Below are 14512 nucleotides of genomic sequence, written 5' to 3'. Positions count from 1 at the left end.
GACCTTTGTATGCCGTCCGCTCTCCTTGGTCGATATCGTTCCGCCCATGCCGACTGCCTCACCTGCCAAGACAGCCGACCCGCGCCAGACCGGGTCCTCCGCAATCGACCGCTACTTCAGGATCACCGAGCGTGGCTCGACGATCGGCCGGGAGGTGCGAGGCGGTCTCGTCACCTTCTTCACGATGGCCTACATCGTCGTGCTCAACCCGCTCATCCTCGGATTCGCCAAGGACGCCAACGGCGCCTTCCTCGGCGGCGGCCCGGGCGACGGATCGAACCTGCCGGCCATCGCCGCGGGCACTGCCCTCGTCGCCGGTCTGCTCACGATCCTCATGGGCGTCGTCGCGAACTTCCCGCTCGCCCTCGCCACGGGCCTCGGACTCAACGCGTTCGTCGCGTTCGCCGTCGCGTCACAGATGACATGGGCCGACGCGATGGGACTCGTCGTCCTCGAGGGCATCATCATCCTCGTCCTCGTGCTCACCGGGTTCCGTCAGGCCGTCTTCCACGCGGTGCCAAAGCAGCTCAAGGTCGCGATCTCCGTCGGCATCGGCCTCTTCATCGCGCTCATCGGCTTCGTCGACGCGGGGTTCGTGCGCCGCACGGGTGCCGGTCCCGTGCCGGTGCAGCTCGGTGTCGACGGCTTCCTCGGCGGCTGGCCGACGTTCGTCTTCGTCGCCGGCCTCATCCTCATCATCGTGCTGTGGGTCCGCAAGATCCGCGGCGCCATCCTCATCGCCATCATCGCGACGACCGTCCTCGCGATCGTCATCGAGGCCATAGCCAAGATCGGCCCGATGGTCGCCGGCGACAAGGTCAACCCGACCGGCTGGGGCCTCATCGTTCCCGAGCTGCCCGACCAGGTCATCGACACCCCGGACTTCGCCACCGTCGGCCAGTTCTCGCTGCTCGGCTCGTTCCAGTCCGTCGGCATCGTCTCGGCGGTGCTGCTCATCTTCACGCTCATGCTCGCCGACTTCTTCGACACCATGGGCACGATGACCGCCATCGGTCACGAGGCCGACCTCCTCGATGAGGACGGTCTGCCGCCCAACACCGACCGGATCCTCGTCGTCGACTCGCTCGCCGCAGCCGCCGGTGGCGCCGCAGGTGTCTCGTCGAACACGAGCTACATCGAGTCCGCCTCGGGTGTGGGTGAGGGTGCGCGCACCGGCCTCGCCTCGGTCATCACGGGCCTGCTCTTCCTCGCCTCGATGGTCTTCGCCCCGCTCATCAAGGTCGTGCCGTCCGAGGCCGCGGTCCCCGCACTCATCCTCGTCGGCTTCCTGATGATGCAGCAGGTCAAGGAGATCGAGTGGGACGACGTCGAGATCGCCATCCCGGCGTTCCTCACGATCGTCCTCATGCCGTTCACCTACTCCATCACGGCAGGCATCGGTGCCGGCTTCGTCGCCTACGTCCTCATCAAGGTCGTGCGCGGCAAGGCGTCGGCGATCCACCCGCTCATGTGGCTCGTCGCGGGACTCTTCGTCCTCTACTTCGCCATCGACCCGATCAAGGACGTCCTCGGCGTCTAAAAGCATCCACTTATTGCCCGTTTGGGACGTGCGCACCGGCCGCAGGCCACCCACCGCATGTCCCAAACGGGCAATAAGTGGATAGCTCAGTGGGCGTCGCTGGCGTTGCCGCGACCGCGGCGCACATAGAGCAGACCCACGCTGCCCAAACCCAGGCCCGCGACACAGGCCCACGGCCACCAGTCGCGCGACCCGGAATGCAGTGCCGGCACGACGAGCGTGACGACGAGCGCCGCCGCCCACAGCGCCAGACCGATCGTGATGATCCGCTGGGTCGGGACGTGCATGGCCTCGAGGGCCTCGAGGTCACCGGACGAGGGCGCACCGGAGTCGGACGGATCCGGTATGCCGTCCGCCCACCTCTCGCTCGACCCCTCGGTGCCGCTCATGCCGGCCCTCAGACCCGCTCGAGCTCGTTGTCGTCGAGCACGGGAGGTGCGATGACCTCGGGCTCGGGGGCGTCGATGTCCACTTCGGAGTGGGCGCCACACCCGTGGTCAAGACTGACGACGGCGCCGTCGGAGGGTGACCACGCGTTGGCGCACACGCCGAAAAAAGGTCGAAGTGCACCCGCCATCGGGATGAAGAAGCCACACGTCGAACACGGCGCAGGAGCCTTTTGGGCGACGGGAGCGTTGGGGCCGTGGTCACCGTCGTACCACCGCTGGGCGGCGACGTCGCGACCCTCGGCGGACAGCACGCGGGGGCGGCCCAGTCCGAGCTCCCAGGCGACGGCTGCGTCCTCGTCACCATCGACGCCGGTGGCCTCGAAGCCGGCCTCGAGCAGCGGGTCGTCGTCGACCTTGGGGGTGACGTCACCGGGGCCGATGTCCCCGGGAGCCAGCCGGTCGGCATACGGAAGCCACTGCGGCGACAACAGCGCACCGTCACCCGGGACGAGGTTGGTCTCCGACACGGTGACAGTCCGCGAGCGCGGCACGCGCGCGACGGTGATGGCCCAACGCCAGCCGGGGTAGGCCGTCGCCGTGCACGCGAAGTAGTGCGTCGCGACGCGGTCCTCGACAATCTCCATGCCGAGGTGGTCACCGACGGTCCCGCGCTCGGCGATGGACTCTGCCGCCTCACGGGCGACGTCGACCGCGCCCTTGAGCGTCGCGTCGGGCTTGACCGTGGGCATCAGACGTCGAGGTCGTCGGCGACCGCGCGCAGCACCTGGGCGACCTTGCTGCCGTGACCCTTGTCCGGGTAGTGGCCGCGGCGCAGCGAGTTCTGGACGGAGTCGAGGAGGGTGATGAGATCCTCGACGATGACGACCATCTCGTCGGCCGGCTTGCGGTCGCGCGCCTTGCGGTTCGCGGTGACGCTCGCGGCCGGCTCGAGGAGACGGACCGACAGCGCCTGCGCTCCGCGACGCCCCTCGACGATGCCGAACTCGATGCGGGCACCGTTCTTGAGGCTGGTCACTCCGGCGGGGAGCGCGCTCGAGGGAACGAAGACGTCGCCGCCCTCGGCGGGGTCGTCAGTGGAGACGAATCCGAAACCCTTCTCGGAGTCGTAGAACTTCACCTTGCCAGTCGGCACGGGGCACCTCTGTGATTGCTGCGGGTGGTCCGGAGTGCGGGTGTCGCACCTCCGGGCGTACGAGGACAGGGTATCTGCCTGCACGCACGCCACGCGCACGCCTTTCAGCCCGCCTGCTGCGAGCCTCGAACCGAAACTCGGTTGGGAGCTGTCGGTCCGCCCTGCGAGAGTTCTGCGGTGACCGCCACGACCGACCGCCCCAAGGTGAGCCTGAGACAGTTCTGGGCCGACCTGCCCACGCCCGGGCGATGGCTCCTGTCGACGGTCGCCATCCAGACGCTCGGGCGCGGGCTGACGCTCCCGTTCACCGTCATCTACATCCACGAGGTGCGCGGCATCGGTCTCGGCACCGCCGGCAGCCTGCTCGCCCTCATCGCGATCGTCGCGCTCCTCGTCACCGGTCCGGGCGGCTCACTCACCGATCGCATCGGCGCTCGCCGCATGCTGCTCGCCGGGACGTTCGCGCAGCTCGTCGGCTGCACCGTCCTCGCCTTCGCGACGACGGTCCCGATGTTCGTCGTCGGCTTCGTCCTGCTCGGCTTCAACTTCGGCGTGTCCTGGCCGGCCTTCAACGCCCTCATCGCATCGGTCGTGTCGGGGCCGGTCCGGCAGCAGTACTTCGGCGTCAACTTCGCGCTGGTCAACCTCGGCATCGGGCTTGGCGGAGTCATCGGCGGCCTCTTCGTCGACGTGCGGGAGCCGATGACGTTCACCCTGATCTTCCTGGCCGACGCGCTCAGCATGCTCGTCCCGATCGGCCTGCTGCTCATTCCGCTGCGCCATGTGCACGGTCGGGCGGAGCACCCGGAGGACGCAGCCACGGTCGGCTACCTCGACCTGCTGCGGCGCCGACCGGTCCTCTGGCTGACCTTCATCACCTTCCTGTGCACCTTCATCGGCTATGGCCAGATCGAGTCCGGCTTCCCCGCGTTCGCCCGCCAGGTGAGTGAGGTGTCAACGCAGGTCATCGGGTTCGCGTTCGCGATCAACACCCTGGTGATCGTCGCCCTCCAGTTCACCGTGCTCAAGGCCGTCACCGGCCGCCGCCGCACCCGAGGGCTCCTCGTCATGGTGGCCCTGTGGGTCGTGTCCTGGCTCGTCCTGTCGTCCGCCGGGCTGGAGCCGGGCGCACTGTTCGCGGCCGTCGCCGTCGTGGCATTCATGGGCGTCTTCGGCCTGGGCGAGATCTTCATGCAGATCGCGATCCCGGCCATCACCAACGACATGGCCGACGACCACATCCGCGGTCGGGCCAACGCCGTCAACGCCGGCGCCTTCCAGGGCGGCGCCATCCTCGGACCGATCGCGTCCGGCTTCCTCCTCGAACACGACCTGTCGTCGGTGTTCATCGGCACCATGCTCGCAGGGCTGGTCGTCATGGCGGGCGCCATCGTCGTCCTTGAGCGTCAGTTGACCGCTGCCGAGAACGGCGTCACCGCGGGCTGATCCCCCACACGCCCTGCCACGTCTGCCCGGGCTCGAGCACGACGAGGGAATCGCCGGAATTGAACGCGTCCGCCGGGCACGTCATGGGCTCCACCGCGATGCCGTGTTCACCGGACTGGTCCGCCTCCGCCTTGCCGGAGAAGACCTGCGCCCACGGAAACGCTGCGGCCTCACCCCATACCTCGACCTGCGCGCGGCCCGGGGTCGCGACAGTGATCGTCCAGCGGCCGTCGACAACCGACAGATCCGTGTATGCCGTGTCGAGACGCTGCGCGCCGATCGCCTTCCGCTCGCGGAAGTCGAAGACGGAGCCCTCCACGGACGTCGTGCGTGTCGGCAGGAGACGGTCATCGACCTCGACGAAGCACTCGGCCGGGATCTGCACCTCCACCTCTTCGACCGGAGCATCGCCGATCGCGACATAGGGGTGCGCCCCGTAGCCGAAGGGCGCCGGCTTCTCTCCCACGTTCGCCACACGGGTGGTGACGGTCAGGCCCTCGGGTGTCACGGCGTACATGGTCGTGGTCTCGAGGTGCCAGTCCCAGCCCGGCTGTGGGAAGAGCCGATGCCCCACGGTGATCGACGTGTCGGTGCGGTCGACGAGTCGCCACGGTGCCCAGCGGACGAGGCCGTGGCTCGCGTTGTGGTGCTCGACCTCGGTGAGCGGGAGCTGTCGCTCGGCGCCGTCGAAGGCGTAGCGCCCGTCGCGGATCCGGTTCGGCCACGGGATGAGCTGTTGACCCCGGCCGCTGGTGCAGGGGCTGTCGGCGGAGTAGCCGGCGAGGACGTCGACGCCGGCGCGGTTCCACGCCCGCAGCCCTCCCCCGACCTCGACCACCGTGAACTCGTCCGGACCGGACGAGACGGACCACTGGGTGCCGGTCGGTGAGGTCTCTCGGGAGCTCATCCCCCGAATCTACGCGGGCGCTCTAGGGTGGTGCGGTGGTGCCCGAGCCCTCTCCGCCGAACCGCTCCCTGGCCGATGACATCAGGGCGCGGTCCGATGAGGAGTTGACGTCGCTCGTCGCGGCCCGCCCCGACCTCGCGCGACCGGCACCCAGCGACCTCACCGCCCTGGCCTCGCGCAGCGCCACCCGAGCCAGCACCGCTCGCGCCATCGATGCGCTGGATGCCGCGCACCTCCAGGCTCTCGAGGCGGCAGCCGTCGCTACGGATCCGGTCACCCCGGCGACACTTGCGCGACTGCTTGGTGCCTCCGACGAGTCCGCCGCGGCTGGCCTGCTCGACGACCTGTGGCGCGTCGGCCTGGTGTGGAGGTCGCCCCACGGACTCGTCGTGACACGCACCGTCATCGACGTCCTCGGCGACAACCCGGCCGGACTCGGCCTCCCGGCGGAGGACCTGCCCGGGCCACCTGCAGCGGACGAGGCCACCCTCCAGTCGGAGATCGCCGCCGCACCACCGCGGGCGCGCGCGATCCTCGACCGCCTCACGTGGGGTCCGGCCGTCGGCATCGTGGGGCCCGACGATGCGCCCGGGAGACGCGGTCCCGCCGAGGACGGCGCACGGTGGCTGCTCGCCCACGGACTCGTCCGCGCCGTCGCGGCCGACCAAGTGGCTCTCCCCCGGGAGGTCGCGATGGTGCTGCGGGGCGGCCGGGTCCACGCGGACTCACAGTTGATGCCACCCGCCCCGGCAGGTGTCGCAGTTGACCCGGACCGGGTCGACGCCGCCGCGGGTGCCGCCGCCAGTGAAGTCCTCGCCCTGCTCGACGAACTCCTCGACGCCTGGTCGCAGGATCCCCCTCGAGTCCTGCGCACGGGTGGCCTGTCCGTCCGCGATCTCAAGGCGGCGTCGACGCGTCTGGACACGGAACCGGAGCACACGGCATACCTCGTCGAACTGGCCCTCATCGCCGACCTCGTCGCCGACGACGGCGAGGTGGAGCCGCACTGGGTGCCGACCGCAGAATACGACCAGTGGCAGACCGAGCCCGGTGGGGAGCGGTGGGCCCGCCTCGCCCTCGCGTGGTTGTCGAGCACCCGTGCCCCGCACCGCGTCGGCGGACGGACCGATGCCTCGACCGTCATCAACGCCCTCGGGCCGGACGCGCAGTGGCCGCCGATCCGCAGCCTCCGCCGGGCCGTGCTCGACCTCCTTGATCGGCACTGGGCCACCGCCCCCGAACCCGCCGCGGTCGCCGAGTCGGTGCGCTGGGCCCGACCACGACGCGTTCCCCGGACCCTCGACTCCGTCGTGGGGGCAGTGCTGCGCGAAGCCGCCTGGCTAGGAGTCACCGGGCACCGCGCCCTCAGCTCAGCGGGGCGGGCCGTCCTCCTGGCCGAGGGTGACCCTCGGGCCGCCGCCGAGTCGATCCACCCGCACCTGCCCGCCCCGGTCGACGCGGTCCTGCTGCAGGCCGACCTCACCGCCATCGCACCGGGACCCGTCACGGGCTCGCTGGCGGCCTTCTTGCGACTCGTCGCCGACGTCGAATCACGCGGCGGCGCCACCGTCCACCGATTCAGCGACGAGTCGATCCGTCGCTGCCTCGACCAGGGCTGGACCGGCGACGACATCCTCGCCGGGCTGCGCGACGCCTCGAGCACCCCGGTGCCACAGCCCTTGGAGTACCTCGTCCGTGACGTTGCCCGAAGACACGGAACGATCCGGGTCCGCGGCGTGAGCGCCGTCATCCGCAGCGAGGACGAGAGGGGACTCGAGGTCATGCTCGCCCACCGCAGGCTCGCCCCACTGCAGCTCCGACGCATCGCCCCGACCGTCCTGACCTCTCCCGTCTCGCCCGAGGTGGTCCTCGAGATGCTGCGCGAGGAAGGCTTCGCACCCGTGCCCGAGTCGGCCTCCGGCGTGGTCGCCGTCCCGATCCGCCCCGCCCGGCGAGCCGTACGTTCACGCTCCGTGGATCCCGCGCTCGTCCAGGCCATGGACCGGGCCCAGCTCGGCTCCCTCATCCAGACCTTGCGCGCCGGCGAGGACGAGGCCCGGAATCGCGCCTCCGCCATCGCAGGAGGTCGCGGTCCGGCGATCCCCGCCAACGACCCCACGACCTCGATCGCCGTCCTGCGCGAGGCGATCGCCGACGGAAGAGCGGTGTGGTTGGGCTACTCCGACAGCATCGGCCAGACCCAACGCCTGCTCTTCCACCCCGAACGGATCGACGGCGGGCGGGTCAGCGGCGTGGCCGAGGACGTCGCCCGCACCCTCTCCATCCACCGGATCACCGGCGTCGTCCCCGACTGAGGGCTTGGTTGGACAGGCCTACGGCGTCGTGCCGATTCGCCGCAGTCCCATCCGCGCTGCGCGCGCAGACCGCACTCCGCGCGCCCACGCAGAGCGTGGGACCCGCCGCCAGACCCAGCCAGCGGCGAATTCGGCACGACGCCTTCGGCCCACTCCCCATGCACACGGTGAGGTCCGCGACTCGGGTTGCGTCACAGGTGGTGGGGCGTGCGTTTGCGACGAAGGAGCAACTGAGCGCGCGTCACCACCTGTGACGCGACCGCGCAGATCAATCGCTGGAAGCTGCGGGGGTGAGGGCGCGGACGACGGCGGAGGGCGAAGGGCGGCCGAGTTGCCGAGCCATCCAGGCGCTCGTCTCGAGCAGCTTCTCGAGGTCGACGCCGGTCTCGACGCCGGCACCGCGCATGGCCCACACGAGGTCCTCGGTGGCGAGGTTGCCCGTGGCGCTCTCGGCATAGGGGCAGCCACCGAGCCCACCGGCCGATGAGTCGACGACGGTGACTCCACGACGCAGGGCCACGAGGGTGTTGCTCAGCGCCTGGCCGTAGGTGTCATGGAAATGGACTCCAATGCGTTCGACCCCAATTCCCCTGTCGCCCAAGGCGTCGAGGAGTCGTGCGACGTGACCGGACGTGGCCACACCGATCGTGTCGCCGAGGCTGAGTTGGTCGCAGCCAAGGTCCATGAGACGCGCGCACACGTCGACGACCTGCTCGACCGGCACCGGCCCCTCCCACGGGTCGCCGAAGCACATCGACACGTAGCCGCGGACCCACAGGTCGGCGTCGTGCGCACGCGCGACGACGGGTCGGAACATCTCGATCGACTCATCGACGGTCCGGTTGAGGTTCTTTCGGGCAAAGGTCTCCGTCGCACTGCCGAAGATCGCGACCGCGCCGACACCGGCCTCGAGCGCGCGGTCGAGACCGCGCTCGTTGGGGACGAGAACGGGACGCTTCGGCCCGCGGCCCTCGTCGCCGAGGAGCTCGAGCACCTCGCTCGCGTCGGCGAGCTGCGGCACCCATTGTGGGTTGACGAACGACGTCGTCTCGATCGTGGACAGGCCAGCGGCAGCCATGCGGCGGATGAACTCCGCCTTGACGTCGGCGGGGACGACCGACTTCTCGTTCTGCAACCCGTCGCGTGCCCCGACCTCATAGATCGTGATCTCGGGCGGGAGAGTCGGGTCGGCTTCGACCTGCGGGGTGCGCATGCTCATGCACAGATCCTGACATGCCACGCGGTGGGGAGGCAGTGGCCGGCGACCCACCTCGGCCCGGGCCGCAGGCACTTTCGTCACACGTCGGGCGGCCGCACGCCGAGGCCCCTCGGCGGGATACCTTGTCGCCATGAGTGACAGCGACAAGGACCCGCAGCCGAGCGAGTTCAGCGATCCGACGGCCAGCCCGACCGAATACATCCCGCAGGGCCCCGACGTGCCGCCGACGGCTCCGGTCCCGTCGCACTCACAGGTTCCACCGGTTCCGCCCGTGCCACCCGTGCCGCCGGTTCCGACCTACGAGGCACCGACCGCCAGCCGTCCCGAGGACGCCCAACCGGCGAACGACCCGTACTCGGGCTCGAGCACGCAGCCGACGAACCCGTATGCCGCGGCACCCCCACCCGCCGACCCCTACGGTGCCCCGCAGCCGGCCTACGACCCCTACTCCGCGTCCGGCGCCTACGGCGCGCCGGGAGCGCAGGGCGGCTACCCGGCATACCAGCCTCCGGGTCAGTGGCAGGCTCCGCCGGCCGCCTACGGTGCCCCACCCGAGCAGAACACGAGCGCCCTCGTCCTCACGATCATTTCGGGAATCACCCTGGTGACGTGCTGCGTTCCGGGCATCATCCCGCTCATCCTCGGCATCATGGCGCTCTCCAAGAACGCCACGGACCCGGTGGGCTCGCGCAGCCTGACGAAGTGGGGCTGGATCTCGTTCGCCGTCGGCGTCGTGCTGTGCCTCGTTGCCGTCGGGGTCTTCATCGCGTTCGGCGTGGCGGGAGCCTACGACTCCGGCTACGACGACGGCTACACCTACTGAGGTCGCGTGACTGACGGCGCACTCATCGTCCAGAGCGACAAGACGCTCCTTCTCGAGGTCGACCACCCGAAGTCGGCGGATGCCCGGCGTGCCATCGCCCCGTTCGCCGAACTCGAGCGGGCACCGGAGCACATCCACACCTACCGCATCACGCCGCTCGGTCTGTGGAACGCCCGTGCCGCCGGACACGACGCCGAACAGGTCGTCGATGCGCTGGTGACGCACAGTCGCTATCCGGTGCCGCACGCGTTGCTCGTTGACGTCGCGGAGACGATGGCGCGTTATGGCCGACTGACGCTCCTCAAGGACGACGAGGGCCGCCTCGTCCTGCGTACGACCGACCGCGCCGTGCTCACAGAAGTGTTGCGGCACAAGCGAATCAAGCCGCTCGTCGGAGAGACCATCGACGACGACACCGTCCTCGTGCACCCGAGTGAGCGCGGCCACCTCAAGCAGGAGCTGCTCAAGGTCGGGTGGCCTGCGGAAGACGAGGCCGGCTACGTCGACGGCGAGGCGCACCCGATCGCATTGGACCAGACCGAGGGCTGGTCGCTGCGGCCCTACCAGGAGCAGGCGGTCGACGGCTTCTGGGACGGCGGCTCCGGGGTGGTCGTCCTCCCCTGCGGCGCGGGCAAGACCCTTGTCGGCGCGGGCGCCATGGCCAAGGCCTCGGCCACCACGCTCATCCTTGTGACCAACACCGTCTCGGCACGGCAGTGGAAGGACGAACTGCTCCGGCGCACGAGCCTCACCGAGGACGAGATCGGCGAGTACTCCGGCGCGCGCAAGGAGATCCGCCCCGTCACCATCGCGACCTACCAGGTGCTCACGACGCGACGAAAGGGTGTCTACACGCACCTCGACCTGCTCGACGCCCGAGACTGGGGCCTCATCGTCTATGACGAGGTGCACCTGCTGCCCGCACCGATCTTCCGGATGACCGCCGACCTCCAGGCTCGCCGCCGTCTCGGACTCACCGCGACGCTCGTGCGCGAGGACGGGCTCGAGTCCGACGTCTTCTCGCTCATCGGGCCGAAGCGCTTCGACGCGCCGTGGAAGGACATCGAGGCGCAGGGCTACATCGCTCCCGCCGATTGCGTCGAGGTCCGGGTCACGCTCCCCGACGGACAACGGATGGCGTATGCCGTCGCTGACGCCGAGGACCGCTACCGCCTCGCCTCCTGCTCGGACGCGAAACTGCCCGTGGTCGAGAAGCTCGTGGAACGTCACCGCGGCGAGCCGACGCTCGTCATCGGGCAGTACCTCGACCAGCTCGACGAACTCGCCGGACGCCTCGATGCCGACCTCATCACGGGTGAGACGACGGTGGCCGAGCGGCAGCGCCTGTTCGCGGCGTTCCGCACCGGCGAGATCTCGCTGCTCGTCGTGTCGAAGGTCGCGAACTTCTCCGTAGACCTGCCCGAGGCGAGTGTCGCGATCCAGGTGTCGGGGACCTTCGGGTCGAGGCAGGAGGAGGCGCAGCGCCTCGGCCGAGTGTTGCGGCCCAAGGGTGACGGGCGCACGGCGCACTTCTACACCGTGGTCGCGCGCGACACGGTGGACGCGGAGTTCGCCGCCCACCGGCAGCGCTTCCTCGCCGAACAGGGCTACGCCTACCGCATCATCGACAGCGACGATCTCTGACGATTGCCGGAGGCAACGAGCGACGAAGGAGCGAGGCCCGTAGGCATGAGGAGGAGGTCGCAGCAAGAACGACCTCTGACGATTGCCGAAGGCAACGAGGGACGCGATCGTGCCACATGAGTGGCATGATGGTGGCATGAGCAGGATTCGAGTGAGCACCACAGTCGATGACGAACTCATCGAGGCGGCCCGTCGAACCATGCCCGGCGCCCGGGACAGTTCGGTGCTCGAGGCCGCCCTCGAGGCACTCCTGCGATCCCACCGCACAGCCGAGATCGACGCGGCCTACCGGGCCGCGTACTCCGAGTCCATTCGGGACGAGCCCGACGCGTGGGGCGACCTGGCCGGGTGGCGCGACGCCGTCAGCCAGTCGTGACCGCGATTGAACGCGGGGACGTGTGGTGGTGCGAGACCCCGCACTTCCCTCGTCGCCCGGTCGTGCTGCTCTCCAGGACGGTGGCGATGCGAGCGTTGGGTCGCACGCTCGTCGCTCCGTGCACGACCACCATCCGAGGCCTGCCCAGCGAGGTCGAGCTGAGCCCGGAGAGCGACCCCGTCCCCCGTCCGTGCGTCGCGGCGCTCGACGCCGTGGAGTCCGTCTCCGTGGGGACCTTGGTCGAGCGAATGGGGAGGCTCAGCGACGCCCGGATGTCCCAGGTCTGCGCAGCCTTGGGTGTCGCCGTCGACTGCCACTGACCCAGTCCGGTTCGCGAACCACCACGTTGTTCGATGACCGGATCGATCCGGTTGTCGAGCAACCACATGGTTCGTGAACCGGATTGGGCAGCCCAGGCGCACAACACAGCGGCAGGCGAGCACCCGGCATACGTCCAGCGAACTCCCAGACTCCGGGCGGACACTAGACGGGTGAGCGCCAACGCAACCACTCCCGAGGCCACCCTCCTCGTCGTCGAGGACGAGCCGAACATCCGTGAACTCCTCGCGACGTCGCTGCGTTTTGCCGGGTTCGAGGTGCACACCGCCGGCACCGGTGGCGACGCAGTGAAGCTCGCCGACCAGCACCAGCCCGACCTCTGCGTGCTCGACGTCATGCTCCCCGACATGGACGGCTTCGACGTGACCCGACGCCTGCGGGAGTCAGGCCGCCACGTCCCCATCGTCTTCGTCACCGCCCGCGACTCGATCGACGACAAGATCAAGGGCCTCACCGTCGGCGGGGACGACTACGTCACGAAGCCGTTCAGCCTCGAGGAGGTCGTCGCTCGCATCCGCGCGGTGCTGCGGCGGACCCGCGGCGAGGTGGACGACAGCGCCGCCCTGCGCTTCGAGGACCTCGAGCTCGACGAGGACAGCCACGAGGTGCGCCGCGCCGGCCGGGTCATCGAGACGAGCCCGACCGAGTTCAAGCTGCTCCGCTACCTCATGCTCAACCCGAACCGCGTGCTGTCGAAGGCGCAGATCCTCGACCACGTGTGGGAGTACGACTTCCGCGGCGAGAGCGGCATCGTCGAGTCCTACATCTCCTACCTGCGACGCAAGATCGACACCGAGGGTCTGCCGCCGCTCATCCACACCAAGCGCGGCGTCGGCTACGTGCTCCGCCTCCCCCCGCAGGGCTGATGTCGTCGGCCCCGGCGTCGCAGGCCGTCGTCAAGCGTCTGGAGGCGATGCCCCTGCGCGTTCGCCTGGTCGCGATCGTGCTCGTGGTTCTGGCGGGTGCTCTCGTGTTCACGAACCTCATGACGGCCTACCTGACCCAGCGCGACCTCATGGGGCGCGTCGATTCAGAACTTCGCGGTGTCGCCAAACCCGTTGCGGCACAGGCGCTTTCGGACCTCAGCAGCGGCGACGCGGCAGCCACGCCGACGGGCTATGCCTTTGTCCTGTTCCCCACCAACGGCAGGGCCATCACCATCAACCCGACCGGGGAGACGGTCCACCCCGAAATGCCGCGGCTCGGGCCCGAGGACGAGCGGGTCACGGGCAGCAGACCCTTCACGGTCCGCTCGACCGACAGTGACGTGCGGTGGCGCTTCATCGCCGGCACGGTGAACAACACCAACGCCACCTTCGCGGTGGGCGTGCCGCTCCGCTCCGTGAAGCAGACGGTGACGCGACTTCTCGTGACGACCGGAGCGCTGAGCGCCGTCGTTCTCGCGGGGTCGGCACTGCTCGGCTGGTATGCCGTCCGCCGGGCTTTCCGTCCCCTGTCCCAGATCGAGGACACGGCCGCCGCGATCGCCGGTGGCGACCTCACACGGCGTATCCCCCTGCGAGCTGCTGACGACGAGGTGACGTCCCTCTCGAGGAGCCTCAACGCGATGCTCGCCCAGATCGAGACGTCGTTCGCCGTGAGGGAGGCGTCGGAGGACCGCATGCGGCAGTTCGTCGCGGATGCGAGCCACGAGCTCCGCACGCCCTTGGCCACGGTTCGTGGCTATGCCGAGCTGCACCGCCAGGGTGCGATCTCGAGCCCGGAGGACACTCGCGCCGCGATGGAGCGGATCGAGTCGGAGTCGGGTCGCATGAGCGGACTCGTCGAGGACCTGCTCACTCTGGCCCGGCTCGACGAGGAGCCCACGACCTCGATGGGCGAAGTCGATCTCACGGTCCTCGCGGCCGATGCCGCAACCGACGCGCGAGTGCGTGCACCAGAACGGCGTATCACCCTGGCGGGCCTCGGCGGTCCCGTCGACGCCACGGTCGTGTGGGGTTCGGAGTCGCGCCTGCGTCAGGTCGTCACGAATCTCGTCGCCAACGCCGTCCGGCACACTCCGGAGGCCACACCGATCGAGATTGCGGTGGGCACCGACGGCGCCGACGGCGTCATCGAGGTGAGGGACCACGGCGACGGAATCCCTTCTGGCACAGCGCATCGCGTCTTCGAGCGGTTCTACCGCTCCGACCCGTCGCGGGGCCGCAACACCGGGGGTGGCAACGGTCTCGGCCTCGCCATCGTGGCCGCCATCGTCGCGGCACACCACGGCCGCGTGGGGGTGCAGGAGACGACCGGTGGCGGCGCGACGTTCGTCGTTCGCATTCCCACAGCCGCCTCACAGGCGCACCCCAGCGCTCCTTGAGGTCGCGGTACTTGAGTAGTCAGTGCCAGCCCGAC

14 protein-coding genes are annotated in these 14512 nt (G+C 69.6%); 9 read left to right on the top strand and 5 right to left on the bottom strand.

Going from position 1 to position 14512, the window contains the following annotated elements:
- The first annotated feature begins 46 nt into the window (after positions 1 to 46).
- Positions 47 to 1540, top strand: a complete 1494-nt coding sequence (locus N803_RS14455; protein ID WP_035906565.1) for an NCS2 family permease — start codon at positions 47 to 49, stop codon at positions 1538 to 1540.
- An 86-nt stretch (positions 1541 to 1626) separates the two neighbouring features.
- Here the strand turns inward: N803_RS14455 and N803_RS14450 are convergent, their stop codons facing one another.
- From N803_RS14450 to N803_RS14440, 3 genes are read right to left on the bottom strand one after another with little or no spacing between them, the layout of a single operon-like run.
- The gene (locus tag N803_RS14450; protein WP_084764555.1) at positions 1627 to 1929 is read right to left on the bottom strand and encodes a DUF2530 domain-containing protein; all 303 of its coding nucleotides are present in this window, start codon (positions 1927 to 1929) and stop codon (positions 1627 to 1629) included.
- An 8-nt stretch (positions 1930 to 1937) separates the two neighbouring features.
- On the bottom strand, positions 1938 to 2678 hold the full coding sequence (locus N803_RS14445; protein ID WP_035906562.1) for a DUF3027 domain-containing protein: 741 nt from the start codon (positions 2676 to 2678) through the stop codon (positions 1938 to 1940).
- Positions 2678 to 3082 carry a cold-shock protein gene (locus N803_RS14440; protein ID WP_035906560.1) on the bottom strand — a complete coding sequence of 135 codons (405 nt, stop codon included), beginning with the start codon at positions 3080 to 3082 and terminating at the stop codon, positions 2678 to 2680. The genes N803_RS14445 and N803_RS14440 overlap by 1 nt, the downstream gene beginning before the upstream one ends.
- A gap of 177 nt (positions 3083 to 3259) precedes the next feature.
- Between N803_RS14440 and N803_RS14435 the strand changes: the two genes are divergently transcribed.
- On the top strand, positions 3260 to 4528 hold the full coding sequence (locus N803_RS14435; RefSeq protein WP_035906558.1) for an MFS transporter: 1269 nt from the start codon (positions 3260 to 3262) through the stop codon (positions 4526 to 4528).
- Here the strand turns inward: N803_RS14435 and N803_RS14430 are convergent.
- Positions 4515 to 5435: an aldose 1-epimerase family protein gene (locus tag N803_RS14430; protein WP_035906557.1), complete on the bottom strand. Its 921-nt coding sequence runs from the start codon at positions 5433 to 5435 to the stop codon at positions 4515 to 4517. The two genes, N803_RS14435 and N803_RS14430, sit on opposite strands and share 14 nt — an antisense overlap.
- Before the next feature lie 35 nt (positions 5436 to 5470).
- On the opposite strand from N803_RS14430, the gene N803_RS14425 reads away from it, so the two are divergent.
- Positions 5471 to 7750: a helicase-associated domain-containing protein gene (locus N803_RS14425; RefSeq protein WP_245617294.1), complete on the top strand. Its 2280-nt coding sequence runs from the start codon at positions 5471 to 5473 to the stop codon at positions 7748 to 7750.
- A gap of 268 nt (positions 7751 to 8018) precedes the next feature.
- On the opposite strand, the gene N803_RS14420 is transcribed toward N803_RS14425, so the two are convergent.
- A complete protein-coding gene (locus tag N803_RS14420) occupies positions 8019 to 8963 on the bottom strand; it encodes a hydroxymethylglutaryl-CoA lyase (protein WP_035906629.1) in 945 nt (314 codons plus the stop codon).
- A gap of 136 nt (positions 8964 to 9099) precedes the next feature.
- Between N803_RS14420 and N803_RS14415 the strand changes: the two genes are divergently transcribed.
- From N803_RS14415 to N803_RS14390, 6 genes are all read left to right on the top strand, one after another.
- A complete protein-coding gene (locus N803_RS14415; RefSeq protein WP_035906554.1) occupies positions 9100 to 9792 on the top strand; it encodes a DUF4190 domain-containing protein in 693 nt (230 codons plus the stop codon).
- 6 nt (positions 9793 to 9798) lie between these two features.
- On the top strand, positions 9799 to 11436 hold the full coding sequence (locus N803_RS14410) for a DNA repair helicase XPB (RefSeq protein WP_035906549.1): 1638 nt from the start codon (positions 9799 to 9801) through the stop codon (positions 11434 to 11436).
- Positions 11437 to 11572: 136 nt separating this feature from the next.
- Positions 11573 to 11812 carry a hypothetical protein gene (locus N803_RS14405; protein WP_035906546.1) on the top strand — a complete coding sequence of 80 codons (240 nt, stop codon included), beginning with the start codon at positions 11573 to 11575 and terminating at the stop codon, positions 11810 to 11812.
- Positions 11809 to 12132 carry a type II toxin-antitoxin system PemK/MazF family toxin gene (locus N803_RS18070; protein WP_084764553.1) on the top strand — a complete coding sequence of 108 codons (324 nt, stop codon included), beginning with the start codon at positions 11809 to 11811 and terminating at the stop codon, positions 12130 to 12132. The genes N803_RS14405 and N803_RS18070 overlap by 4 nt, the downstream gene beginning before the upstream one ends.
- A gap of 171 nt (positions 12133 to 12303) precedes the next feature.
- Positions 12304 to 13017, top strand: coding sequence for a response regulator transcription factor (locus N803_RS14395; protein WP_035906541.1), 714 nt, complete (start codon positions 12304 to 12306; stop codon positions 13015 to 13017).
- Positions 13017 to 14477 (top strand): sensor histidine kinase, encoded by a 1461-nt coding sequence (locus N803_RS14390; protein WP_035906539.1) that lies wholly within the window; start codon positions 13017 to 13019, stop codon positions 14475 to 14477. The genes N803_RS14395 and N803_RS14390 overlap by 1 nt, the downstream gene beginning before the upstream one ends.
- The last annotated feature ends 35 nt before the right edge of the window (positions 14478 to 14512 follow it).

The sequence above is a fragment of the Knoellia subterranea KCTC 19937 genome (assembly GCF_000768685.1).
GTDB classification, from domain to species: domain Bacteria; phylum Actinomycetota; class Actinomycetes; order Actinomycetales; family Dermatophilaceae; genus Knoellia; species Knoellia subterranea.
This window is presented reverse-complemented; position numbering and strand designations above follow the sequence as displayed.